This is a genomic window from Lentilactobacillus curieae, from assembly GCF_000785105.2.
Taxonomy (GTDB): Bacteria; Bacillota; Bacilli; order Lactobacillales; family Lactobacillaceae; genus Lentilactobacillus; species Lentilactobacillus curieae.
The window spans coordinates 1,607,212-1,631,458 of record NZ_CP018906.1 but is presented as its reverse complement, the minus strand read 5'-3'; the positions used below and the strand labels follow the sequence as shown (position 1 = coordinate 1,631,458).

The 24,247-nt window shown below is 39.2% G+C and carries 23 protein-coding genes; 4 read left to right on the top strand and 19 right to left on the bottom strand.

The annotated features are described in order from the left end of the window. Position 1: 1 nt before the first annotated feature. The 6 genes from PL11_RS07885 to PL11_RS07860 form a co-directional block, all read right to left on the bottom strand. Positions 2-1,159: a PDZ domain-containing protein gene (locus tag PL11_RS07885; protein ID WP_035167519.1), complete on the bottom strand. Its 1,158-nt coding sequence runs from the start codon at positions 1,157-1,159 to the stop codon at positions 2-4. A 558-nt stretch (positions 1,160-1,717) separates the two neighbouring features. Beyond that, a protein-coding gene (prfB, locus tag PL11_RS07880; RefSeq protein WP_191982058.1) for a peptide chain release factor 2 occupies positions 1,718-2,840 on the bottom strand; the annotation gives its coding sequence in 2 pieces (ribosomal slippage) (positions 1,718-2,761 and positions 2,763-2,840; 1,122 coding nt in all). A gap of 66 nt (positions 2,841-2,906) precedes the next feature. After that, positions 2,907-5,270 (bottom strand): preprotein translocase subunit SecA, encoded by a 2,364-nt coding sequence (secA, locus tag PL11_RS07875; protein WP_035167522.1) that lies wholly within the window; start codon positions 5,268-5,270, stop codon positions 2,907-2,909. 223 nt (positions 5,271-5,493) lie between these two features. Continuing rightward, positions 5,494-6,042 (bottom strand): ribosome hibernation-promoting factor, HPF/YfiA family, encoded by a 549-nt coding sequence (hpf, locus tag PL11_RS07870; protein ID WP_035167529.1) that lies wholly within the window; start codon positions 6,040-6,042, stop codon positions 5,494-5,496. Positions 6,043-6,169: 127 nt separating this feature from the next. After that, positions 6,170-6,880, bottom strand: coding sequence for a ComF family protein (locus PL11_RS07865; protein ID WP_035167531.1), 711 nt, complete (start codon positions 6,878-6,880; stop codon positions 6,170-6,172). After that, entirely contained in the window at positions 6,870-7,985 is a 1,116-nt protein-coding gene (locus PL11_RS07860) for a helicase-related protein (protein WP_237047484.1), read from the bottom strand. Before PL11_RS07860 ends, PL11_RS07865 begins: the two co-directional genes overlap by 11 nt. Positions 7,986-8,237: 252 nt before the next feature. Here PL11_RS07860 and PL11_RS07855 point away from each other — a divergent pair, with 252 nt between their 5' ends. Next, positions 8,238-8,882, top strand: a complete 645-nt coding sequence (locus PL11_RS07855; RefSeq protein ID WP_035167533.1) for a YigZ family protein — start codon at positions 8,238-8,240, stop codon at positions 8,880-8,882. Positions 8,883-8,933: 51 nt separating this feature from the next. Here PL11_RS07855 and PL11_RS07850 read toward each other — a convergent pair whose 3' ends face one another. Next, positions 8,934-10,025, bottom strand: a complete 1,092-nt coding sequence (locus PL11_RS07850) for a glycosyltransferase family 4 protein (protein WP_035167534.1) — start codon at positions 10,023-10,025, stop codon at positions 8,934-8,936. A 252-nt stretch (positions 10,026-10,277) separates the two neighbouring features. Between PL11_RS07850 and PL11_RS07845 the strand changes: the two genes are divergently transcribed. Continuing rightward, on the top strand, positions 10,278-10,706 hold the full coding sequence (locus PL11_RS07845; protein WP_035167536.1) for a CidA/LrgA family protein: 429 nt from the start codon (positions 10,278-10,280) through the stop codon (positions 10,704-10,706). A 30-nt stretch (positions 10,707-10,736) separates the two neighbouring features. Continuing rightward, positions 10,737-11,480, top strand: a complete 744-nt coding sequence (gene lrgB, locus PL11_RS07840) for an antiholin-like protein LrgB (RefSeq protein ID WP_078256948.1) — start codon at positions 10,737-10,739, stop codon at positions 11,478-11,480. A gap of 98 nt (positions 11,481-11,578) precedes the next feature. Here lrgB and PL11_RS07835 read toward each other — a convergent pair whose 3' ends face one another. The 4 genes from PL11_RS07835 to PL11_RS07820 all read right to left on the bottom strand — a co-directional run bounded on the left by PL11_RS07835 (position 11,579) and on the right by PL11_RS07820 (position 16,368). Then, entirely contained in the window at positions 11,579-13,420 is a 1,842-nt protein-coding gene (locus PL11_RS07835; RefSeq protein ID WP_035167539.1) for an APC family permease, read from the bottom strand. Positions 13,421-13,586: 166 nt separating this feature from the next. Then, the gene (gene groL, locus PL11_RS07830) at positions 13,587-15,203 is read right to left on the bottom strand and encodes a chaperonin GroEL (protein ID WP_035167541.1); all 1,617 of its coding nucleotides are present in this window, start codon (positions 15,201-15,203) and stop codon (positions 13,587-13,589) included. Between the two features lie 52 nt (positions 15,204-15,255). Next, positions 15,256-15,540 carry a co-chaperone GroES gene (gene groES / locus PL11_RS07825; RefSeq protein WP_052127792.1) on the bottom strand — a complete coding sequence of 95 codons (285 nt, stop codon included), beginning with the start codon at positions 15,538-15,540 and terminating at the stop codon, positions 15,256-15,258. Positions 15,541-15,735: 195 nt separating this feature from the next. Further along, positions 15,736-16,368: a redox-sensing transcriptional repressor Rex gene (locus PL11_RS07820; RefSeq protein WP_035167545.1), complete on the bottom strand. Its 633-nt coding sequence runs from the start codon at positions 16,366-16,368 to the stop codon at positions 15,736-15,738. A gap of 173 nt (positions 16,369-16,541) precedes the next feature. Between PL11_RS07820 and PL11_RS07815 the strand changes: the two genes are divergently transcribed. Beyond that, complete coding sequence (locus tag PL11_RS07815) at positions 16,542-18,494, top strand: ABC-F family ATP-binding cassette domain-containing protein (protein ID WP_035167547.1); 1,953 nt, start codon at positions 16,542-16,544, stop codon at positions 18,492-18,494. A gap of 57 nt (positions 18,495-18,551) precedes the next feature. On the opposite strand, the gene tsaD is transcribed toward PL11_RS07815, so the two are convergent. The 8 genes from tsaD to PL11_RS07775 are packed head-to-tail and all read right to left on the bottom strand — an operon-like array spanning position 18,552 to position 24,243. Next, complete coding sequence (gene tsaD, locus PL11_RS07810; protein WP_035167548.1) at positions 18,552-19,574, bottom strand: tRNA (adenosine(37)-N6)-threonylcarbamoyltransferase complex transferase subunit TsaD; 1,023 nt, start codon at positions 19,572-19,574, stop codon at positions 18,552-18,554. Between the two features lie 8 nt (positions 19,575-19,582). Further along, positions 19,583-20,161, bottom strand: coding sequence for a ribosomal protein S18-alanine N-acetyltransferase (gene rimI / locus PL11_RS07805; RefSeq protein ID WP_035167549.1), 579 nt, complete (start codon positions 20,159-20,161; stop codon positions 19,583-19,585). Then, on the bottom strand, positions 20,145-20,864 hold the full coding sequence (tsaB, locus tag PL11_RS07800; protein WP_035167550.1) for a tRNA (adenosine(37)-N6)-threonylcarbamoyltransferase complex dimerization subunit type 1 TsaB: 720 nt from the start codon (positions 20,862-20,864) through the stop codon (positions 20,145-20,147). The genes rimI and tsaB overlap by 17 nt, the downstream gene beginning before the upstream one ends. Beyond that, the gene (locus tag PL11_RS07795) at positions 20,864-21,619 is read right to left on the bottom strand and encodes an acyl-[acyl-carrier-protein] thioesterase (RefSeq protein WP_035167551.1); all 756 of its coding nucleotides are present in this window, start codon (positions 21,617-21,619) and stop codon (positions 20,864-20,866) included. Before PL11_RS07795 ends, tsaB begins: the two co-directional genes overlap by 1 nt. Before the next feature lie 11 nt (positions 21,620-21,630). Then, on the bottom strand, positions 21,631-22,518 hold the full coding sequence (gene rsmI / locus PL11_RS07790; protein WP_035167552.1) for a 16S rRNA (cytidine(1402)-2'-O)-methyltransferase: 888 nt from the start codon (positions 22,516-22,518) through the stop codon (positions 21,631-21,633). 21 nt (positions 22,519-22,539) lie between these two features. Next, entirely contained in the window at positions 22,540-22,869 is a 330-nt protein-coding gene (locus PL11_RS07785) for a DNA replication initiation control protein YabA (protein ID WP_035167553.1), read from the bottom strand. Positions 22,870-22,888: 19 nt separating this feature from the next. Further along, positions 22,889-23,893 (bottom strand): DNA polymerase III subunit delta', encoded by a 1,005-nt coding sequence (gene holB / locus PL11_RS07780; RefSeq protein ID WP_035167556.1) that lies wholly within the window; start codon positions 23,891-23,893, stop codon positions 22,889-22,891. A 23-nt stretch (positions 23,894-23,916) separates the two neighbouring features. Beyond that, positions 23,917-24,243 (bottom strand): cyclic-di-AMP receptor, encoded by a 327-nt coding sequence (locus PL11_RS07775; RefSeq protein ID WP_035167558.1) that lies wholly within the window; start codon positions 24,241-24,243, stop codon positions 23,917-23,919. Positions 24,244-24,247 lie beyond the last annotated feature (4 nt).

Genomic DNA, 24,247 nt, shown 5'->3' with positions numbered 1-24,247 from the left:
ATTAAGCGTAATCTGAGTATGTTTTAATTCCAATTTCATGTGGCGAATTTTTGAAAATTGCCGTCTCGGTTACTTTTAACTGATCATTGCGGTCCCTTACCTTCAACTTACAATACGTTGAATTAAGCGAAATCGCCCGATATAATTCCGTTTCGTTGGCAACGGGACTACCATTAACCTCTAGAATTACATCACCAATAACCAAATTCATTTTTGCTGCGGGGGTCTCCGGCTTAATTCCAATAACCCGAACTCCGTCCATAACCTCACTATATTCAAAATCAATTTGGTTATCCTTTAGCTTAATGACATACAAATTGACCACATACATAAACCAAACCAAAAGTATTGGATAAAAGCTAAGAACTGGTACAAACTTAGTTACAACAGCAGAAATCAACCCAATCAACCCAATGATCATTGAATTTCTAGAGAACAATGCTAGAGTTTCCTTAAATTCGCCACGCTTAACAGTCAACCTAAGTCCAAGTAACAAAGGTAGGATAAATAATGTATACGTATGACCTGAGTAATTGAATACTGGCCAAAATGATATGTGACTAGCAAACCAATCTCCAGGAAGGACAATTAGCATTGGAATCACTGCAGATTCATTAAATCTATACTTTGCAATTTTGGTGTTCCGTTTATTTCTATCAATTATTGGAGATTCGTATGTACCACCAACTCTTTTGACGTACAGAGCGTTTAATATCACCACGATGCTTAGCAGAGCTGTCAGGTTAGCCGCTGGTACAGCAGTGAGGCTCGTACCTAACCCCGATTTTAGCCAGCTAAAGCCAAACAAATTATTAGGTATTGTTAATGTAGAAACAATTACCGCACTTGCAGCAATTACAGTAATCGGCAAACTGGTAAAGAATAGAACAACCACGCTAAGTAATTCTATTCCTATGTACACGACCACCCATTTAGCGGACATGGTCAGTAATACCACACCAAGGATTGATGAAACGATTCCCGATAACAACATGGTCTTAGCCAAATGACGACCTTCGAAAAAGTCTTCATAGATTGCGGATCTAAATAATTTTCTTTCCCGTTTTACTCTGTTCGAGAAAAGCGCTCCCGCCCTAATTACTGTCAGCCATAGTACTGGTTGGAGTAAGAAAAACAGGAGTAAAAACAAAATTTTCATTTTCATTTCCCCTATTCAGTTTAGCTTAAGTATAGCATTGTCCATATTTTATATTAAGCAGTAATTCAGTCAATATTGCTAAAAGAAAGCCGAATCATACCTCAATACGGTAAAAAAGCCGTGATAATTTCAAAAATGAAATTATCACGGCATCTTTTCTTTTCATTGTGGGGGACAGTAAGCATCACGAGTGAATCCCGCTTTCGCAGAATTCACATACTGATGCTCTTGTTGGGGCTGAATCAAAACTTCAAGTAGTGCTCCCTATGAAGAAATTGGAGATTTCCGCAAGCTCCACACAGTCTCTGTCGCGACTAACCGCCGAGACAGTAAGCATCAGGAGTGAATCTTGCTCCTCGCAAAATTCACTAACTGTTGCTCTTGTCGGGGCACTACGACTGAATCGAAGATTCATGTAGTGCTCCCTAAGACGAAATCGAAAATTCCTGCAAGCTCCACACAGTCTCTGTCGCGACTGACCGTCACTATTCGTGACGCTCAGTACGCGTCATCGTTGTGGGGGCGTTAAGACGAAATCAGAGATTTCTGTAACGCTCCCTAATCTGGATTTTTTTGTTCCAGTTTCCACTGCAAATATGCGTTGATAAACCCGTCTAAATCACCGTCCATTACCGCATTAACATTAGCTGTTTCATGATTGGTTCGGTGATCTTTGACCATTGAATATGGATGAAAAACGTAAGAACGGATCTGCGATCCCCAGCCAATATCAAGTTGCTCTCCCTCAATCTTAGCCTTCTCTTCCGCCTTCTTTTGCTCCTCAAGTTCATATAACTTTGATTTCAACATGTTCATCGCCGTTTGTCTGTTTTGTAGCTGTGATCTTTGTGCCTGACTAGCAACCACAATTCCTGTTGGTTCGTGGGTAATTCGAACTGCTGACGATGTCTTGTTAATATGCTGACCACCTGCACCACTAGAGCGATAAACATCAATTCTTAGGTCATCAGGGTTAATTTCAATTTCCACATCATCATTCAGTTCAGGCATCACATCAACTGAAGCGAATGATGTATGTCTCCTTGCTGCCGAATCAAATGGTGAAATTCTAACCAATCGGTGAACACCCTTTTCAGACCTCAAATATCCGTATGCATCTGTACCAGAAATCAATAGTGAAACACTGTTGATTCCCGCAACATCCCCAACCTGATAATCCAAAACCTCTACTTTAAAATTATGAGACTCTGCCCAGCGAGTATACATTCTAAGTAGCATTGAACCCCAATCTTGAGATTCTGTTCCACCTGCACCAGGGTGAATTTCGAGGATGGCATTGTTATGATCGTACTTTTCGTTCAGTAACAGCTGCAATTGATACTGGCTCAATTCCTTAGCAAGTTTATCCTGTTGGTCAACAAACTCACTTTCCATATCTGAATCAGAATCTTCACCAATCAAATCAAGCATTACTGATAAATCATCACTCTCACTTTTAAGGTGCGAGTAACTATCAACTTTCGTCTTCATTTGATTAGTTTCATCAATTAACTTTTGGGCTTCATTTTGGTTATCCCAAAATCCAGGTTCTGCCATTTTGGACTCGTTAATTTCAATGCTTTCGCTTAACGCATCAAAGTCAAAGAGACCTCCTAAAGCCAGCGATGGCTTCTTGCATTTCAGCTAATTGTTTTTTGGCTTCGCTTAGTTCAAAGGCCATTTTACTCACCGTTCCCTTTTCAAAATAAAGAATCCAAACAGTAACTGCCTGGATTCTCTAGAGTTATTAACGTTGCATATTTTGACGAATTTCTGCCTTCATGAATAATCTGGTTGCATCGTAATCAATATCAGCAATCATTTCTTCAAACATCTTGTAACCTTCACGTTGGTATTCAACCAATGGGTTTTGTTGACCATAACCACGTAAGCCAATTGATTGTCTCAATTGATCCATCATATCGATGTGATCAGTCCAGTGTGAATCAACAACTCTAAGAATAACAACTTTTTCGAACTCAAGCATTTGAGACTCGTCATAAAGTTCTTCCTTCTTTTGGTCGTAAACCTTAGTAGCAAGACCCATCAAGAATTCTTTGATTTCGTCAGATGATAGTCCCTTCAAGTCGTCTAATGAAACTTGATCAGGGTTAACCATTGCTGAAATTGCGAAATCAAGAATAGTTTGTAAGTCCCAGTCTGCTTTATCTCCTTGGGTGTGAAGATCAACGATTCGGTTAACAGTTCTTTCAATCATTGGCATGATAACCCACTTGAGGGACTTATCTTCTTCAATGACTTCTTGACGTTCACCGTAAATAACTTCACGTTGTTGTCTCATAACATCATCGTATTGAAGAACGTTCTTACGTGAATCGTAGTTATTACCTTCAACCCGTTTTTGAGCAGATTCAACTTGCTTGGTAATCATCTTTGAACGAATAACGGCATCTTCGCCTTCAACATTCATACTTTCCAAGAAGTTCTTAATCTTTTCAGAACCAAAACGAAGCATCAAGTCATCTTCAAGTGACAAGTAGAATTGTGACAATCCTGGATCACCTTGACGACCTGCACGTCCACGAAGTTGGTTATCAATTCTTCGTGACTCGTGACGTTCAGTACCGATAACTGCTAAACCACCAAGTTCAACAACGCCCGGTCCTAATTTAATATCAGTACCACGACCAGCCATGTTGGTAGCGATAGTAACCGCACCCTTTTGACCGGCATTGGTAACAATTTCAGCTTCCTTAGCATGATTCTTAGCGTTCAAGACCACGTGAGGAATATTTTCTTGGTCAAGTCTTTGTGAAAGGTATTCTGAAGTTTCAACAGCAACAGTACCGATCAACATTGGTTGACCCTTTTCATGAAGTTCCTTAATTTTGTTAACAACGGCCTCAAACTTAGATTGTAAGTTAGGGTATAAGATATCTGGTTCGTCAACACGAACAACCGGCTTGTTAGTTGGAACAGAGATAACTTCCATGTTGTAAATTTCACGGAATTCTTCTGCTTCAGTCTTAGCAGTACCAGTCATACCGGCTAACTTCTTATACATCCGGAACATGTTTTGGTAAGTAATGTTAGCCATGGTCTTACTTTCCTCTTGGATAGTAACGCCTTCCTTGGCTTCAATTGCTTGGTGAAGGCCGTCAGAAAAACGACGTCCGTCCATGATTCGACCAGTAAATGAATCAACAATCAAAACTTCGTCGTCTTGAACAACGTAGTCTTTATCTCTAAGCATGATAAAGTTGGCACGCAATGCTTGATCCAAATGGTGGGTCAATGCAGTATTGTCAGTATCATAAAGGTTGTCTAAGTTGAAGTACTTTTCACCCTTTTCAATTCCTTTATCTGTCAATGAAACTGTCTTAGTTTCAAGATCAACCTTAAAATCTTCGCCTTCGTGAAGTGTCTTAGCAAATTGATCTGTGCTTTGGTACAACTGTGAAGTTCCAGTTGCTTGTCCAGAAATAATTAATGGCGTTCTAGCTTCATCAATTAAAATTGAATCAACCTCATCAACGATTGCAAAGTTAAGTGGTCGTTGAACCATTTCTTCTTTATAAGCAACCATGTTATCACGCAAATAATCAAAACCAATTTCACTGTTAGTTGAGTAAGTGATATCAGCTGCGTAAGCTTCACGTTTTTCGTCAGGGCTCATTTGAGTTAAGTTAACTCCAACAGTTAAACCTAACCAGTTATAAAGTTCACCCATTTCAGTAGCATCACGTTGTGATAGGTATTCGTTGACAGTAACAACGTGGACACCCTCACCAGCAAGTGCATTCAAATAAACTGGCATAGTAGCAGTAAGTGTCTTACCTTCACCAGTCTTCATTTCAGCAATATTACCTTCATGGAGAACAATTCCTCCCATAATTTGAACGTGGAATGGATAAAGTCCAAGCACACGTTTAGCACCTTCACGAGCAACGGCAAAGGCTTCAGGAAGTAAGTCATCAAGTGTTTCTCCATCTTGATAACGTTGTTTGAATTCAGGGGTTTTTGCTTGAAGTTCTTCATCGCTAAGTTCCTGATATTCTTTAGAATATGACCCAACTTCATCGGCCATTTTACTGAGTCGTTTAAGTTCGTGCTTGTCACTTTCGACCCATTTCTTTAAGACATTTCGCATCTAGTAAATTTCCCTTCTTGCATTAAATTCTAATTCGAGATATTTATAATTTTTCAAATATTGTTATTTTACATACTAATCAATTGTATCATTTCATGAAAATATTTGAAACATAAACATGGTTAAGCTGTAATCACAATACTATTACAATTCTATCAAATAAGAAAGAGCTATGGCAAAATCTTCTGCCATAGCTCTGACTCTTTGAAGAAACTTATTAATATTAGTCGCCCGTTTCAATTAAACCGTAACGGCCGTCATTACGACGGTAGACAATGTCGATTCCTGAAGTTTCTGCATCTTCATAGATGAAGAAATCATGACCCAACATGTCCATTTGAAGGATTGCCTCTTCGTTATCCATTGGTTTCAATGATACTCGTTTAGTTCTTACTACATCAAACTTAGAATCATCATCTGATTCTGGCTCAGTAGTTGGTGCGAACTCTAAGTTCTTGAAACCTTTTTCACGAGACTTGCGGTTAACTTTAGTCTTATACTTTCTGATTTGACGTTCCAACTTGTCAGTTACCAAATCAATACTTGCATAAAGATCGTTAGACATTTCTTCCGCACGTAGTGTCAAGTATGGCAAAGGAATTGTAACTTCTACTTTGGCCTGCTTGTTTGGATATACCTTCAAGTTTACGTGAGCGGTATTCTTGGCATCGTCGTCAAAGTACTTTTCCAACTTGCTAATCCGCTTCTCTACATACTCACGAATTGCTTGCGTTACTTCAATATTTTCTCCCCGAATGTTAAAAATTAACATAACACTCTCTCCCTTCACCATTAACGGTTTAATGGTCCAATGATGCCCTTTTTTGGTTTCATCATTGGCTACAACTTAAGTATAGATTAAAGTGCGACATTTAACAATCATTAGAACTAAAACGCTGTCATCTAGCTAATGTTAACCCCATAATTTTTCTAGGATTTGCCATCAAAACCGCAGTAGCTGCGTGTCTTATAGTTCTCCCTGTGGTGTATACATCATCGACAATCAACACATTTTTATCATATATTTGTTTTTCACAACCCTGGATCAATGCGAATGGCTGACTAGTTGACATTCTTTCAAAACGATTTTTTGCAGATTGCGGCGATTTTTTACTGTCAATTGTGTGTAGAGCTTCTAGATAGTCAACATCTTCGAGTAATCCCTGCACTTGGTTAAATCCACGAAGAGCACTTGTCTCTGGTGCAACAGGAACCGGTACCACAACCAAATTTCTATTGGGATAATTTGTGCGGATATAATTTTTTATAAACTGTGTAAATATTAACCGTAACCTGTAATCGCCAATAAACTTATACCGGTGCATATATTCTTTCATCCATAAATTATAGGCAAATAATGCCACGTTATTAAAATCCATCTCCTCGTTAACTAACCACCTAGTACAGTCAGGACAAATCCGTTCTCTTGATGATTCATCTATACAGCGACCACACCCCTGACAAGTTACTCTTTGGGGTAAGTATTCAAATTTTGACCAACAGGTGCTGCACACTAACCTCTTATTTAAGCCAGCCACCGAAAAGAGATCCTCAAGTTTAAATGACGGTGCTAATATTCCTCCACAGACCAAGCAAATATTAAGTTTCATTTTTCATCTTATTCATTTTTTTAATTTGCATTTGAGCTGCCTTAATTTTGGCAGTTCGTTGCTCAACAAAAAATTGCACTAATCCACCTGGATAGTCAGCACTTCTACCGACTCGACCAGCAATCTGAACGAGGGCTGGCGTTCCAAAGATATCATTGTCCGCATTCAAAACGATTACGCTTAAATTTCTAAAGGTAACTCCCCGCTCTAAAATCGTCGTTGTAATCAAAAAATCTAGTTTTCCATCCCTCATCGCCTGCACCTTTTCAATTCTTTGGGGATCGGCTGAGTGGACGGTTTCATATCGCCAATCTTTAGAGAACAACGCTAACGCCCTCCCAACTAAACTGAGATCACTAATTTTCGGTACAAATATGAGCAAAAGCTGACGACCGACAATTTGTTTTATTATTTTGATGATTGCAGTTGGGAGTTTGCCTTGGTCAATCATTTGTCGCAAGTGAGTAGTCTTCTTCACAGTGATTTCTGGTAATGGATATCCGTGATAACGACGGGGCAGATAGCTGGTGGTGATTTTCTTCTTTTTTATTAATTTCAACAAGTAATCATCAGGTGTTGCGGTTAGATACAACCGACTAGCACGTGTCTTGGCCGCTTGGCCTGCCGCAAAATGAAGTTGCGGATTACCCGCATATGGAAAAACATCAACTTCATCAATTATAAGCAAATCAAATGCCCGTCTAAACCTCAACAATTGGTGAGTAGTACAAACCGTTAACTGGGAGTATTGATACCTAGTATCTGTCCGCCCATGAAGCAAACATATTTTTGTATTCGGAAAGGCAGCTTTCAGTCTTGGGTAAAGTTCGTTAATAACATCTATTCTTGGTGAAGCAATTGCCACCCGCTTCCGATCAAGAAGAGCCTTCTCAATTCCTGCAAAGATCATTTCGGTTTTTCCCGCCCCAGTCACCGCCCACAACAAATGAGTTTGTAAATTATCGACTACATTAACTATCGCCTTTGAGCATTCACTCTGAGAAGAAGTCAAGTTACCACTCCAAGCTAGCGGTTTAACGGGCACAGAAAACGCATTGGGTTCAGCAACAGTTATCAATTGTGATAACGAATCAACTCGCCCCATATGGATACACGCATAACAATAGTAGTTATCATTGGGGAGCTGGGCTAACTTTCGATTCAACTTAGCGCCACAGCGTTGGCAAACAGGAATGCCGTGTACTAATTTCAAAGAATTTATTCGCACAATCCTAGAATCAGTGAGTATATTTTCAGACACAAGTTGCGAATTTATTTGGCGTCCATATAATTCTGCTATATCATGAATAATGAAAATCACCTCAATAATTAAGTACGTAAAAATGGAGACTTTAATTTGGCAGATAAAACATTACTCACAATCAAACAAAATGGAATCCACGAACTTGATATAAAAAAATCTAATTTCATCTGTAATCTGCGGAGAATTAAAGATGAAGATGATGCTAAACGACAATTAGCAGAAATCACAAAGGAGCACGCAAAAGCAACCCACAACTGTTACGCTTACGTTCTTGGTGAAAACAACGAAATTCAACGAGAAAGTGACAACGGTGAACCATCAGGAACTGCAGGTGTTCCAATTTTGGAAGTTTTAAAGAAAACTGAGGTTAAAAACGTCTTGGCGGTGGTGACTAGATATTTTGGTGGGATCAAGCTGGGGGCCGGAGGATTAATCCGGGCATATAGTAATTCTGCTTCAACCGCAATTGAAAGCGTTGGAATTGTTCAACTGCTTGATAAGAAGGTAATATCACTGACGGTGGAATACCCACTGTTTGATAAATTAAATTATTACCTTGAAGAAAATGATTACCCACTCGAAGGCACTGAGTACACTGATAAGGTTACCGTCAAAGTAGCCGTTGATGATGATAAAGTAGATAGTTTTCTCACCACCATCACTAATCTTTTGGCCGATAAATTTTCCAGTTCGATTGGTGAAACAAAAATCTTCGAAGTTGATTACCACAGAGAATAAAAAAGCCAGTTACTATCCTGTTCAATTAACGAACAGTAGGTAACTGGTTTTTTAATGGTTGCTTTTACTAGTGGTATTTTTAACGATCTTCTTGATTCCATTCAACAGCGGTTGTCTAGATTCACCAACCAGTCCAATTGTTTCCACAAACAACTCAAGCCCAACCAGTGAGGCCACCGTCAGTAAGACTGAACCCCATAGAGTTGAGATTGGGTATAACAATGAAATAAATGAGAAAATCAACGCAATACCGTAAATTACTAATACAGTTTGGCGGTGTGTTAGTCCAATTTGCATCAATCTATGATGCAAATGACGCTTATCAGCATGTGAAATCGGCTCGCGATTCAGCATTCTTCTAAAGATTGCAAATACTGTATCTGTGATTGGAACACCAAGAATCATAACTGGAATCAGCACAGTGATAAATGTCGCATTTTTCAATCCAAAGAGTGAAAACACCGAGATCATGAACCCGATAAACAGTGCCCCAGTATCGCCAAGATAGATTCTGGCAGGGAAAAAGTTGTAGGGTAAGAACCCTAAACAAGCCGCTACCAAAGTGAAAATCATGATGGATACAAATATGTTCCCGATATTTAAAAAGAACATTCCCGTAATCCCCATCGTGGTAAGACCGATGATTCCAACCCCCGTGGCTAGACCATCCAAGCCATCAATCAAATTAACGGCGTTCGTAATTGCCAAAATCCACAACCAAGTAATTGGAAGTGATAACCACCCTAAATGAATTGTGAAGAATGGTAGTGTGATGGTCGTCATTCTGATTCCCGCAAAGAAGTAAACCCACAATGCAGCAATAGATATCCCCAAAACCTTTTGCCTTGGCTTTAACTCGAAGATATCATCAATGATTCCGGTCAAAATAATGATTACCTCACCGCCAAATATTCCCCAAAGATACTTGGTGGGCATCTGGTTTCTCAACAAAACCATCGTGGAAAAGGTATAGGCTAAAAAGATTGCAAAGCCACCAATGGTAGGCATCGGAATTTTATTCACTCGCCTAGCATTAGGTTTATCGACTGCCCCAACCTTAAATGCAAGTTGCCTTATAAACGGGGTGAGAACAGCTGATATTATCATGGTCCCCAGTAAGGAGACAATTATTTCAAGTCTCAAAGTTTGAAACCTCTCAATTCTGTATTAAATAAATTATACAAACCAAAGCCAATAAATACAAGGTCAATCAAGGCATGGGCGTGGATAAATTAGGCTAAACCTCATAATCTTAATCTTTGTTTAATGTTTCACTTTCAAAACGCTTACAAGTGTACATAATTGTTTTATTTCACAAAACCATTTATACTTGAAACTGTAAGATATCAGGTTTTGTTACCACTATTTAACTTATAAGTGAAAGGAGTTTTTATTATGGCTGAAAAACAAAATAATACACAAGCAGAAACAAAAGAAGCTCCAATTCTCATTCAAATGGGAATTTTTGCTGCAGTATTATTCGTTTCTAGTTTAATTTCACCACTATTTCCAGCAACATTTCCAGTCCCTACTCCAGTTATTGGGTTAGTGTTGCTCTACTTATTACTTACTTTTCATATCATCAAAGTAGAATGGGTAGAAAAATTTGCTGATTTTATGATTAGTCTGATTGCTTTTCTATTTGTACCTTCAGGTATCCAATTGACGGCCTCACTGGACATCATGAAAGCACAAGGTCTACAACTCATCATTGCAATTATTATTTCAACCGTTATCTTACTTGTTGTTGTTGCTTACACCACATCATTCTTCATCATGCTTAGGAAAAAAGTTTTCCATAAAAACGCTAACGTCGAAGAATAACATCTTATATAAGGAAAGGGTGAGACTATAATGCAAACAACAATTCTTACTTACTTGGGGACGCCCGTGTTCGGGATCTGTCTCTCACTAGCAGTCTTTCTGCTTGGCCAGTGGCTATTTAAAATTAGCAAAGGTTTATTTATTTTCCAACCACTATTTGTTGGAATGGTTTTAGGTATTTTTATCCTTTGGCTAATGGCTAAATCCTTTGGAGTTGATGTAACTTGGTTCTACACCAACGCTTATAAACCAGGTGGGGATATCATTTTCTGGTTCTTGAATCCAGCAACAATTGCGTTTGCCGTTCCTCTATACAAACGAAATGATGTCGTTAAACGTTTCTGGTTAGAAATTGTTCTTTCACTTGTCGTTGGACTGTTTATTTCCCTATTCTTGATTTACGGACTTGCAAAGGTTATGGGACTCAACAACAACGGTATCGCATCACTGCTTCCACAAGCAGCTACTACCGCGATTGCAATGCCTATCTCGGGAGCAATTGGTGGTACTCCAGCAATCACTGCCATGGCATGTATTTTAAACGCCGTTCTGATTTACGCCTTGGCATCATGGTTAATTAAGATTTTCCATCTAAAAGAACCTATTGGTATGGGTCTTGGACTTGGTACTGCAGGACACGCCGTTGGATCAGCTAAAGCTATCCAAATCGGTTCTGTTCCTGGTGCGATGGCAGCCATTGCCGTAGTTATCATCTCAATCGTTGTTGACTTAGTTGTTCCAACGTTTGCCCACTTGATGGGATTAATTCATTAATCAAATTGTAGTTTTAATATTTAAGTAAAATAAAACCGGTTAAAAGTCATCTCTGCATTTCGCAAATTGACATTTTAACCGGTTTTTTGTTTGGGTAACTACTCACGCAAGTGGTAATTATAAGTAGATACAATAATGTTTTGTCTGGAGTTAAGAATTGCTCTTAACCTCAGACTAGTTTGGTTATGCAGAACATGTTCCCATCTGTGATGAGGAACAAATTGTGGTACCAGAACCGTAGTTGAATAATTCCGATCAGCCGCCCGTTTTGCAATAACATCACAGAACCTTAAAGCGGGCTGAGTAATTGATCTATATGACGAATGGATATCAACGAATCTAACGTCTGGGAATTCTTTTCTAAACTGTTCTGAAATTTTGTGCTCTTTTTCAGGATCAGAATCAAATGAGACATGCATTGCAATAACATAGTCCCCGATTGACTGCGCATAACTAATTGCTCGAGCGGTAACCTTTGTTACCCCACCAACCAAAACAATCACGGTTGATCCGTCGAAATGATGAACTGGGGTTAACTCAGTGTCATCTTCTGAAACTCGAAGTTGCTTAGCGACCTTGATGTAATGAGACTTAATCTTGTAAAACAACATTAGAACTAATGGCATTACGATTAGGTAAGGCCACACATTACCAAATCTTAGTAAGAACAAGAATACAACCAACGCCAGTGAAATAACTGCACCAACAAAGTTGATTGTCATCTTAAATGGCCATGCCTTACCACGATTCCGTTTCCAGTGAATGATCATTCCTGATTGAGATAATGTAAACGGAACAAACACACCAACAGCATAAAGTGGAATCAATGAATTTGTCTTACCGTTAAAGATTTGGATCAGAACAATCGCACCTAAAGCAAGCGAAATTATTCCGTTTGAGTACCCTAACCGATCACCTTTATCCAAATACGCATGGGGTAAAAACTTATCCTTAGCGAGGTTATAGGCAAGGATTGGAAAGGCCGAGAAACCAGTGTTGGCAGCAACTGCCAAAATCATCGCTGTTGATAATTGCAACAAGTAGTACAGTAACCCGTGACCAAAGATTCCTTCACCGATTTGTGATAAAACTGTTTCGTGGCCATTTGGGGCAATTCCCATATAGAAACTTAAGAACGTAATCCCACCAAAGAAGAACGCCAGAATCGTTGCCATGATTGCAAGCGTATGCGAAGCGTTCTTGCTCTTGGGATTCTTAAAGTTTGGTACCGCATTACTAATTGCTTCAACACCTGTCAGTGATGATGAACCACTTGAGAAGGCTCTGAAGAACAGAATCAGTGTCATCCCAGCAACCGGCGAACCAACATTAGCAGCAGCGTGGTACTGAATGTTTCCAGTTGCAATCTGGTAAATTCCATAGCCGACCATTCCCAAAATCATCAAAATGAATAGGTAAACCGGTAGAGTCAAGAATGACGCAGACTCACGCATCCCCCGCAAGTTAAGCAACATTATTCCGATAACTATCAAACAAGAAATCAGAACTTGGTGCTTGTATAAACCAGGAATTGCCGATGTAATCGCTTCGGTTGCAGACGTTGTAGAAACGGCCACGGTCAACATGTAGTCAACCAGCAGAGACCCACCAGCTACCAACCCAGCAGATTGGCCCCAATTTGTACTAGCAACAACGTATGCTCCACCACCAGAAGGATAAGCATGAATAATTTGTTGGTATGACAACGTAATTGCTGTCAACAATACCAACACAAGGGCTGCAACCCAAATTTGATACATCATAGCCGCAGCAGATAAGGTGATCAAGATCGTTGTAATTTGCTCAGTACCATATGCGACTGACGATAGCGCGTCAGAAGACAACAGTGCGAGTGCTTTGAATTTTGTTAACGATTGACCACCTTCATCAGTAGTCTTCAACGGCTTCCCAATGAGAAGGCGTTTTATATATCGCCACATAATTAGTAACCCCTTTAAAATAAAGAATAATTGCGTTAATTACGAACTAACAAATAATAGTCCATATCGCCTACAAAAACAAGCCTAATTATTTTCAAATATCACTAACTACGATAACACAAAAAGCGCCCAGTAAACTGGACGCTTCGTTAAAATTCAAATTAAATTACATTCCCATTCCAGGGTTTGGCATTGGTGCTTGTGGAGCATCATCCTTTGGTTCATCAGCAACAACAGCTTCAGTGGTTAACAACAATGCAGAAACTGATGCAGCATTTTGTAGTGCTGAACGGGTAACCTTGGTTGGATCAACGATTCCGGCAGCAATCATGTCTTCAAACTTATCTTCGGCGGCGTTGTAACCAACACCATCCTTTTCATTCTTAAGTTTTTCAACGATTACTGAACCTTCAATTCCGGCGTTTTCAGCAATTTGACGAACAGGTTCTTCTAGAGCCCGACGAACAATCTTAACCCCAGTTGCTTCATCACCAGTTGCAGTTACGCCATCAATGTTCTTCATAACATTGATCAGTGCAGTACCACCACCGGGAACAAATCCTTCTTCAACAGCGGCTCTAGTTGCATTTAAAGCATCTTCGATTCTGTACTTACGTTCTTTTAATTCAGTTTCAGTTGCGGCACCGACACGAACAACGGCAACCCCACCAGATAACTTGGCAAGACGTTCCTTTAACTTGTCACGGTCAAAGTCAGAAGTAGTCTTTTCGATTTGGTTCTTGATTTCATCAACACGAGCACTAATTTGGTCTTTAGCACCTGAGCCTTCAACAATAGTTGTTGAATCTTTAGTAACATTAACCTTACCTGCTTGGCCTAATTGATCCATAGTGGCATCCTTTAAGTTCAAACCAAGGTCATCAGTAATCACTGTAGCGCCAGTCAAGATAGCAATATCTTGAAGTTGGTCTTTACGACGATCACCAAATCCAGGAGCTTTAACAGCTACAACATTGAATGTTCCTCTCATCTTGTTCAAAACAAGAGTTGGAAGAGCTTCACCACCAATATCATCAGCAATGATTAACAATGACTTACCTTGTTCAACGATTTGTTGAAGAAGTGGTAAGATATCTTGAATGTTTGTAATCTTCTTATCAGTAACTAAGATGTATGGGCTATCAAGGTTAGCTTCCATTTTTTCGTTGTCAGTTACCATGTATTGTGACATGTAACCACGATCAAATTGCATACCTTCAACAACATCTAAACTAGTATCAACTCCACGAGATTCTTCAATCGTGATAACACCATCGTTACCAACCTTTTCCATTGCGTCAGCAATTAATTTACCAACTTCTTCATTGGCTGAAGAAATTGAGGCGATTTGAGCGATATCGTCCTTAGTAGCAACTTCATGTGACATTTTGTGAAGTGCTTCAACGGCAGCTTTAGTAGCCTTTTCAATCCCGCGACGAATCCCAACAGGGTTTGCACCAGCGGTAACGTTCTTCATTCCTTCGTTAACGATTGCTTGAGTCAAAACAGTTGCGGTAGTAGTACCATCACCGGCAACATCGTTTGTCTTAGAAGCAACTTCAGAAACTAGCTTAGCACCCATGTTTTCGAAATGATCTGGTAGTTCAATTGACTTTGCAATTGTTACACCATCGTTTGTGATGGTTGGGTTACCAGCAGTCTGTTCCAAAACAACGTTACGTCCCTTAGGACCAATTGTAGTCTTTACAGTATCAGCTAATTTATCGACACCGGCAAGCATCTTAGTTCTAGCGTCTTCAGAGAACTTAATTTCTTTTGCCATTCTTAAATCCACCTCATAAATTATTTTTAATTATTATTAATGGAACTAATCACTATTCAACGATAGCAACAATATCCTTTTCATGTAAAACTAAATAGGAGTTATCTCCGTCTTCAACTTCTGTACCTGCGTATTTGTCGAACATAACTTCATCGCCAGCCTTAACTACTGGTGCAACGGTGTTACCATTGTCCAAAACACGGCCAGATCCAACGGCAATAACTTTACCAGTTTGTGGTTTTTCCTTTGCGTTACCTGCTAACACAATGCCACCAACCGTTTTTTCTTCTTCTTTTTGCGTTTCAATAATAACGCGATCTCCTAATGGTTTTAACACGTTAGTCCCTCCATACTGAATGTTTTTAGCAACATTAGCACTCGTTTGATAAAAGTGCTAATCACTGTTATCAATAATATTATTATCAGTCCTAAAATGCAAGCCTCAACGGTTTAAAAATCAAAAAATTCGCCGACGACATGCAAAAAAGCCAAAATAAAAAAGCCAGAGAGAAACTCTCTGACTTAATGATGCTTACTTTCCAAAGTTTTCAATAAAATAGATCAATGTTTGTAATTCGTTTGTCAAATCAACATTTTGAACCAGAACTCTATCAGGAACTGAAATTCGAATTGGTGTAAAGTTAAGGATTCCCCTAACCCCACCTTCAACTGCTTGATCAGCAACTCCTTGAGCAACTTCTGATGGAACAGTCAAAATAATCACTTGGATTTGTTGTTCCTTTAATTGGTTAGCCAAATCACTAACTGGATAGACAGGAACTCCATCTTGGATTGTATTAACGATACTATCATTTGAGTCAAACGCTGCTGAAATTCTAACATTCCCATCTTTGTGGAAGTTAAAGTTTAACAAAGCGTGACCCAAGTTACCAACCCCGACCAAGCCAACGTTAGTTAAATGTTCTTGGTTTAAAATCTGTTTGAAAAAGTTGAGCAGATTATCAACATCATAACCATAGCCCCGTTTCCCCAACGCACCAAAATAAGAAAAGTCGCGACGAATTGTTGCGGAATCTACTTGAACGGCATCTGCAAGCTCCGTTGAAGAAATTCTTTCTTTTCCAGTGTCATGGAGAATATTTAGATAACGGTAATAAATTGGCAATCGTTTTGCTGTTGCCTTTGGGATATTTTCAGCCGTCACGAGTAATTCCTCCTCAATTTTATTTGCTTATTAAAAAGTTTGTGAATCTCTCTTCACTGTTTATTCTATCATAAGATGAGTGCTTGTGAAAACAATTTCAAATAATATTTGATAGCTTTTTCCAGAATGCTGATGTGTGATAGAATGTTAATACTTAGAAAGGTGGATGCCGCATGATTATTTTGCAGGTCCAAGACGTCGCAAAGCGATTTAATGGCGAAAATATTTTTTCCGGAGTCAACTTAAACATCCAGGAAAAAAGCCGAATCGCATTAGTTGGTCAAAACGGTGCTGGTAAGTCAACCCTAGTAAAAGTAATTATGGGAGAGATGACAGCAGACGAAGGAAGTATCTCAGAAAAGAAAAACCTTACGGTGGGATATTTAGCCCAGGATACCGGCCTTGACTCGAACAAAAACATTTACGATGAGATGGAATCGGTTTTTGATGACCTAAAGAAAACAGAACAAAAGATTCATAACCTGGAAGTACAGATGAGTGAGGAAGGCCCATCAATGAGCCCTGACGACTTTTCTGAGCTCTCCAAGACGTATGACAACCTTCGAGCAGACTTTGAGCAAAATAATGGTTACTCGTACGAAGCTGAGATTCGGGGAGTTCTTCACGGATTCGGATTCGGCGAAGATGACTATGATCACAAAATCAACGAATTATCTGGTGGTCAAAAAACCCAACTTGCCCTCGCTAAACTCCTACTTGAAAAGCCTGATTTATTGATCTTAGATGAACCAACTAACCACTTGGATGTTGACACAATTACTTGGCTTGAGGGTTACATAAAGAACTATTCTGGTTCGTTACTGATAATTTCACATGACCGTTATTTCTTAGATCAGATTGTTAATGAGGTCTATGAAATGGCGCACAAAACTCTCAAACATTATCAGGGAAATTACACCGATTTTGTAAAACAAAAAGAGATGCAGACCGCTACCAGAATGAAAGAGTACGAAAAACAACAGGCAAAAATTGCCAAACTTCAAGAATTTGTGGACAAAAACATCGTCCGGTCTTCGACAACCAAGCAAGCCCAAGCAAGAAGAAAACAACTAGAAAAAATGGACGTTATTGAGAAGCCCGTCGACTACACAAAAGTAGCCCGCTTTGCGTTTACCCCAAGTAAGAAAAGCGGTGAAAACGTGCTCAAGGTGACTAACGCGGCAATCGGCTACGACCACATCTTAAGCGAACCCGTTAATTTTGAAGTTAAACGAAATCAAGCGATTGCCATTGTTGGTCCAAATGGTGTTGGAAAATCAACGTTACTCAAAAGCATTCTGGGAAAGATTCCGTTCATCAAGGGTTCTTCTCACTATGGAACTGGCGTCGATGTGGGTTACTATGACCAGGAACAGCAGAATTTGCACCGTGGTAAAAAAGTCTTAAATGAACTCTGGGACGATCATCCCACCACTAACGAAGGCGATATTCGAAGTATCTTAGGGAGCTTTCTTTTCTCCGGCGATGATGTTGATAAACTAGTTGCCGATTTATCAGGTGGCGAAAAAGCTCGACTATTGTTAACAAAGTTAGCGATGCAACATAATAACTTCCTAATTTTAGACGAACCAACTAACCATTTGGACATAGACAGCCGAGAAGTATTAGAAAAGGCGTTAAAGTCATTTGATGGTACCATCTTGTTCGTTTCTCACGACCGTTATTTCATTAACCAATTAGCTACTTCTACAATTGAAATTTCTGCAGATGGAAGTAAAATTTATCTTGGAAATTATAATTATTATGTAGATAAAAAAGCTGAACAGGATGCATATAAAGAGCGTGAAGAGCAAAAAGAACTTGCAAAAAATCCCCATCTACATGACAAACCCGCAACCACTGATAAGCAAAATTATCAAAACAATAAAGAAGCACAAAAGCAGCTCAGAAAATTAACCAGAGAAGTCGCCGCATTAGAAGAACAAATCGACGACCTTAATAATCAAAAGTCTGAGATTGAAACGCAAATGACCCTTCCCGAGAACTTTAACGATGTCCAAAAGTCAGCCGACTTGCAGACTAAATTAAGTGAAATTGAAGTTGAAATTAGCAAAACAGAAGATACCTGGGAAGAAAAGAGTATCGAATTAGAAAGTTTCAATTAATAATTAGACAAACAAAAAGGTTCCCTAATCAATAACGATTAGGGAACCTTTTTTGAGTTATTTATTCATTAAATCAAATTCAAGAGATGGGTCTGCGTTAAGGGTTGCATCAGCACGGACACCCTGACGGTAAAGCATTTCTCCTGCAGAACCAATCATTGCAGCATTATCTCCGCAAAGTGAGAGCGGCACTAAAACTAACTCAGTGTCTTTAAATGCAGTCAATTCGTCAGTCAACCTTTCGCGAAGTCCCCTGTTTGCAGCAACGCCCCCAGCCAAAATCAATTGGTTTACTGGGAACTCCCGGAGAGCTCGCTTAGTTTTATCAGCAAGAACGTCCACAACTGCTTGTTGGAAACTTGCAGCCAAGTCTTCCCGACTCAGACTTTCGTGAATCTGATCAGCATGATGAACAGTGTTAATAAATGCACTTTTTAGACCACTGAAACTAAAGTCAAAGTTGCTGTCATCATCCATTGCTCTCGGAAAATTAAAGGTATCCTTACCTTGATGAGCTAACTCGTCAACTTCTTTTCCTGCAGGGTAGTTAATCGATAACACCCGACCAATTTTATCGTAAGCCTCACCAGCTGCATCGTCTCGAGTTTCACCAATGATTTCAAACTTGCCTTCTTCTGGCATATACACTAGTTCGGTATGACCTCCAGAAACTACAAGCGCCATGGCAGGAAATTCAATTGGTTTTACTAACCGGGCACCGTAAATATGACCAGCAATATGGTTGACAGGAACTAGCGGTAAACCATGCGCCCAAGCAATCGTTTTTGCAGCTGTCACTCCGATTAGCAGCGCTCCCACTAAACCAGGACCATATGTGACTGCAACTGCATCTAAATCATCGTAAGTTACACTCGCTCTAGCTAAAGCATCTTCAACACAACCCGTAATCTGTTCAATATGATGCCGACTAGCGACCTCAGGAACCACGCCCCCAAACCGTTGGTGACTTTTGATTTGGGTTGCAACGATGTTCGAAAGAATTTCGCTTCCATTTTTGATAACTGCGACTGAAGTTTCATCACAGCTAGTTTCAAACGAAAGAATTAAATTGTTATCCATAATACCTCTTACTCTCCAAGCTTGGTGATGTCCATTTTCATATTTAAAGCATCTTCACGATCGTTAAAATAATACCCCTTATTGATGCCATCGTCTACAAAACCGATGTTTCGGTATAGTCTTTGTGCGCGGGTATTACTCATACGAACTTCCAATGTCACCTTTTCAAATTCCATTTGACGAGCCTTTTTTATAATTGTGTTTACCAAAAAATAACCTAATCCGTGGTTTTGGAAATTTGGTGCAACCGCGACGTTGGTAATATGACAATCCTTTGTCTTAAAGTTTAATGAACAACCAATGAAAGCAACTAGCCAATCATTTCTACGCAATACTAAATACAAACGGTCATTTTTACGCATCAATTCGCTTCTAAATGCCCGATCGTCCCATGGAGTTTGCCCTCCGTAAACCGCTCTTTCAATCCCCAATATTTCAGGAATATCCGGAATCATGGCTTTAGCCAAGAAAAATTCAGTTCCGTTGATGTCAACGTCATGATTTTTAATGTCTAAAAAACGTTGTCTAAGCGATTTTTCTTTATCAAAAAAATGTTCCGAATACCAATCCTTAATTTTTTTCAACATAATCACTTTCGTCCTCATTAGGATGATCTTCTCGCCAGTCGGCTTCTGCCTTCGTTAACCGTAGATACCTTGGAACTAATTCATCTACGTTAGTAACAGGCGCTAAATTTAAACCATACCGTCCAAGTAGGACTGCATTAGGAACCGCCTCTGAATGATCAATAATCTCAACTCGGTCTAATTGATCACTGAATTTATCATCAAAATTGGCTGAACTAGAAATTACGGCCATTGGTTCGTTAATCTCTTTTAAGCGCTCAAGCCACTCATGAATGTTAGTATGGCGATCTGGCAAAACTGACTTTAACTGGTCCTCATCCCATTTATATAAACCTGTATACATATTATCATTTCTAGCATCAAAAACGGGAATAATTAGTCTTTGGCTTTTTTGAACAGTTAGCGCCAATGTCAGCAAACTAGAGACAGACACCAATTCAATATTTAATGTCATTGCTAGCGTCTTTGCCACCGTAGTTGCCATTCTAACACCGGTATACGAACCAGGACCAGTTGCGACCACAATCCTATCAATCTCGGCTGGGGTTAGTCCTGCCTTGCTCACCAAGTCTTCAATAACCGGCAACAAGAACTCTGCATGCTTTTGATGGGTGGTGATTGTTTCAGTTGCCAATAATTCAGTATCATTAAGAACTGCCACTGATAAAGGCTTATTTGAGGTGTCAATCGCTAATACATTCATTATTCAGCTTCCTTCCAGATTATTGTGGCAATTGCTGACGTGTCTTCTCCCGATTTAATGCAGTGAACCGTTTTAATCATACCAGCGTCATTTGTTTCTTGGGTAGCTGCACTTTCAACCCAACTACCATACTTAACTTCATTTTCAAACCGAATATCAACTTGGACTGGAGTATGACCAATAATGAAGTCCATCGGCAATACGTCTACCATCCAGTCTAGATAATGGGCATTATTAACATGGCCATTAAAATCAATATCATTCGAACGAACTTGGTACTTTTTGCTGAAATCTAAATCCGAACCGATTTTCTCAGGTCGAGGTAATCTAGGAACTTTCTTTACATTTTCAGACTCATACGGGGCAATGATTTCACTGTCAATAGTTGTTACTTTTCGGGTTTCTTCGTTCATTAATACCCAAATACTATCAATTTTGACTAATTCATTACCAGCTTCGTCCTCAATCCAAAATTCACGAAAAGCAAAGTACTTATTGTATGAAGTTCCTCTGGTCGTTAACTTAATGGTTTGATCAATAGCTGGCATTTGGTTAATTTTGATTGAATAGGACGTCACAATCCAACCAGTCCCATAATTATTAATTAATTGCTTATGGTCGACCCCTAAGGTTTCGTTTTGGTGTTCAGAGACCAGAATCACGACATTCAATAACATCGCTAAAGTCATGTGATTAGTCACATTTCCTTCGTAATATGGAATTGTGTGTGTTTCTGAAAATGTTTTTGCAGTCATGACTCGCCTTCCTAATCTAATTGATGATATTCTCGATAAATTAGCTGCTTTTTAACTTCATGAAGTTTAGCAACCTTTTTAATTGCATCGTTAACTTTTAATCCTGATTCTACATAATGGTCGACCTGCTCTTTAACTGAAAGCCCAGATAAAGCATTAGCTTCTTCATCAATTGCTCCAACTGCTGGGTGGTCATTTCCATCAATAATAATCACAAACTCACCACGAATTTCCGTTGTTTCTGACCATTCGATCAAATCAGAAAAAGTCCCCCGAATAAACTCCTCATGACGTTTGGTTAATTCTCGGCAAAGTACTGCACGTCTGTCAGCGGAAAATGCTGATGCCAGTACTTTAAGTGTTTGCTTCAATCTATGAGGAGCTTCGTATAAAATTAACGTTTCGGGCTTTTCAGCCAACTCCGTTAAAGCATCCTGTTGTTCCTTACCCTTTCGTGGTAAAAAGCCAAAGAAATAAAATGGTTGTGGAGATAATCCAGAGGCAATTAATGCTGTAATTCCAGCATTTGCACCAGGAAGCGGCACTACTGATATCCCCTGTTTTGTACATTCGACCACTAAATCATGTCCAGGATCACTGATTGAAGGCATCCCCGCATCCGACACCTGCGCAATTGATTGCCCAGCCTTTAATTTATCGATTAGTTCTGGAATTTTACTGTGAGAGTTATGTTCATGGAAACTTTCTTGATGAGTCCCAATCTCAAAGTGATTCAACAACTTTGCTGTATTTCTTGTATCTTCAGCCGCAATCAAATCAACTTCCTTTAAAACCTTAATGGCTCTAAAAGTCATATCATCTAAATTACCAATTGGCGTTGGAACAAGGTACAGCGTCCCAAAAGGTTGGTTGCTTGCAAAACTCTTCTGTGTTTCCAATCGCTTGTCTCCTCCCTAAAATTATCGGCGTCCGTAAATTATTTCAGTACAAAAAATGCACTCTTCACCATCTTCTCGGCGTTTTCCATAATAATCATTACATACATGAAATCCTTCATGGTAAAGTTTTTCTAAGTTTTTACGTGAACTAGACAGACCATCATCCGGTTCATTATTATCGTGATTGACTGTTTTCAAGCGTTCACGAAGATTTTGATTTTCAATATTTAGTTCTGCGTTCTTTTCCATTAGCCGAATCATTTCTTCATGAAGTTCGGTAAATTCAGTCGCAGTATCATTAAGTTTTTGATTGAGGTCTCTTAACTTTTCATAAAGGTCATTTGGATTCAATTAATACCATCCCTTGCTATCACTTAACAATATCCAGTAATTTCAATGTTGTTTCTTCTAATATGTTTTGGAAATTAATATTTCCATTTAAACTACTGCTCATTTTAAGCAGTAATTCTAAGCTACTAGTAAGCTGACTTGCTGAAAGTTTGTCAGTTGCCTGGTCAATACTATCAGATATCTGAGGAAACTTTCGTTCTACATCATTTCCCAAATACTTAAGCTCCATTGGTTCACTAAAGATTTGTACCATCATCGCTATGATGACACTCTGTTCTTCCCGATTTGTAACTATGCCCAAAAGTTTAGTTTGAATGAAGGCAAATGCCATTGCATCGCCCTTTACGACATACTTAAACCACTGACCAACTGCGGCTTGAGCATTTTCGAACCAACCGTCTTGAGACCAACTCGTCATTTCTGAAATATCGTTGGTCAAACTTAGCATTAAATTCGCAGAACTAGGAGTAATCCCAGCGGCCCTGATTTGTTTTAAAAAATCATTTCGATCTAACTGTGGAAATTCAATTACTTGGGTTCTAGAAACAATTGTTGGTAAAACCAAATTCTTATTTTGAGTAATCAGAATTGTTACCACTTCACCAATTGGTTCTTCAATAAACTTAAGTAAACTATTAGCAGCACCAGAAGTTAACTTCTCAGCACCAGAAATAATAAAAACCTTCTTACTCCCCTCAACGGCGGACTTAGAAAATTCATCTTTAATTCTTCTGATCTGATCTACCTTAATGCTACGATCATCGGTTCTTTCAATCACAACATCTGGATTATCGTAGTTTAAGATTCGTTGGCACTCATGACATACCCCACATGGTTTGCCATCTTTAACGTTCTCACAAAAAAGCCGCATTGCGATTCCCAAAGCGACTTCAAATTCACCAGCACCCTCCTCGCCCGTAAATAAATACGCATGCGATAGCTCGTTCTTATCAATTATTTTCATAAATTGATCAAAAACTTGCGGCTGCCGTTCAGTTACAATTTTTAATACATCATTAGCCAACGCTTACACCCACTAATTGTTTCTTAAAACTGATGAAATGATTCGATTGGTAGCACCATAACGGTTGCGCCACCAACTTGAACTTCAATTGGAAATGTATGTTCTGAAGTGTCACCACTTAAACTTACTGGCGGCGTCATAAATTGCTCTCTGGATGAACAAGTTTCCTTTATTAGCTCAAGAACTTTTTCTACTTTGTCGTCGTCAACTCCAACCAAATAAGTGGTATTTCCGGCTCTTAAAAAACTACCTGATGTAGAAAATCTAGTAGCGATGATTTCGTTTGCAACAAACACCGAGCGAAGTTTGTTAGCGTCCTTATCTTGGACAATTGCAATTACTAATTTCATAATA

Bases quoted from the DNA above. Each gene is read 5' to 3' on its own strand.
- tsaB (WP_035167550.1), bottom strand. From the start codon at position 20,864: ATGAATGTATTAGCGATTGACACCTCAAATAAGCCTTTATCAGTGGCA.
- PL11_RS07775 (WP_035167558.1), bottom strand. From the start codon at position 24,243: ATGAAATTAGTAATTGCAATTGTCCAAGATAAGGACGCTAACAAACTT.
- PL11_RS07860 (WP_237047484.1), bottom strand. From the start codon at position 7,985: ATGGGGCGAGTTGATTCGTTATCACAATTGATAACTGTTGCTGAACCC.
- tsaD (WP_035167548.1), bottom strand. From the start codon at position 19,574: ATGGATAACAATTTAATTCTTTCGTTTGAAACTAGCTGTGATGAAACT.
- PL11_RS07865 (WP_035167531.1), bottom strand. From the start codon at position 6,880: ATGAAACTTAATATTTGCTTGGTCTGTGGAGGAATATTAGCACCGTCA.
- lrgB (WP_078256948.1), top strand. From the start codon at position 10,737: ATGCAAACAACAATTCTTACTTACTTGGGGACGCCCGTGTTCGGGATC.
- rimI (WP_035167549.1), bottom strand. From the start codon at position 20,161: ATGTTGAAAAAAATTAAGGATTGGTATTCGGAACATTTTTTTGATAAA.
- PL11_RS07815 (WP_035167547.1), top strand. From the start codon at position 16,542: ATGATTATTTTGCAGGTCCAAGACGTCGCAAAGCGATTTAATGGCGAA.
- PL11_RS07845 (WP_035167536.1), top strand. From the start codon at position 10,278: ATGGCTGAAAAACAAAATAATACACAAGCAGAAACAAAAGAAGCTCCA.
- hpf (WP_035167529.1), bottom strand. From the start codon at position 6,042: ATGTTAATTTTTAACATTCGGGGAGAAAATATTGAAGTAACGCAAGCA.
- PL11_RS07835 (WP_035167539.1), bottom strand. From the start codon at position 13,420: ATGTGGCGATATATAAAACGCCTTCTCATTGGGAAGCCGTTGAAGACT.
- secA (WP_035167522.1), bottom strand. From the start codon at position 5,270: ATGCGAAATGTCTTAAAGAAATGGGTCGAAAGTGACAAGCACGAACTT.
- PL11_RS07885 (WP_035167519.1), bottom strand. From the start codon at position 1,159: ATGAAAATTTTGTTTTTACTCCTGTTTTTCTTACTCCAACCAGTACTA.
- groL (WP_035167541.1), bottom strand. From the start codon at position 15,203: ATGGCAAAAGAAATTAAGTTCTCTGAAGACGCTAGAACTAAGATGCTT.
- PL11_RS07795 (WP_035167551.1), bottom strand. From the start codon at position 21,619: ATGACTGCAAAAACATTTTCAGAAACACACACAATTCCATATTACGAA.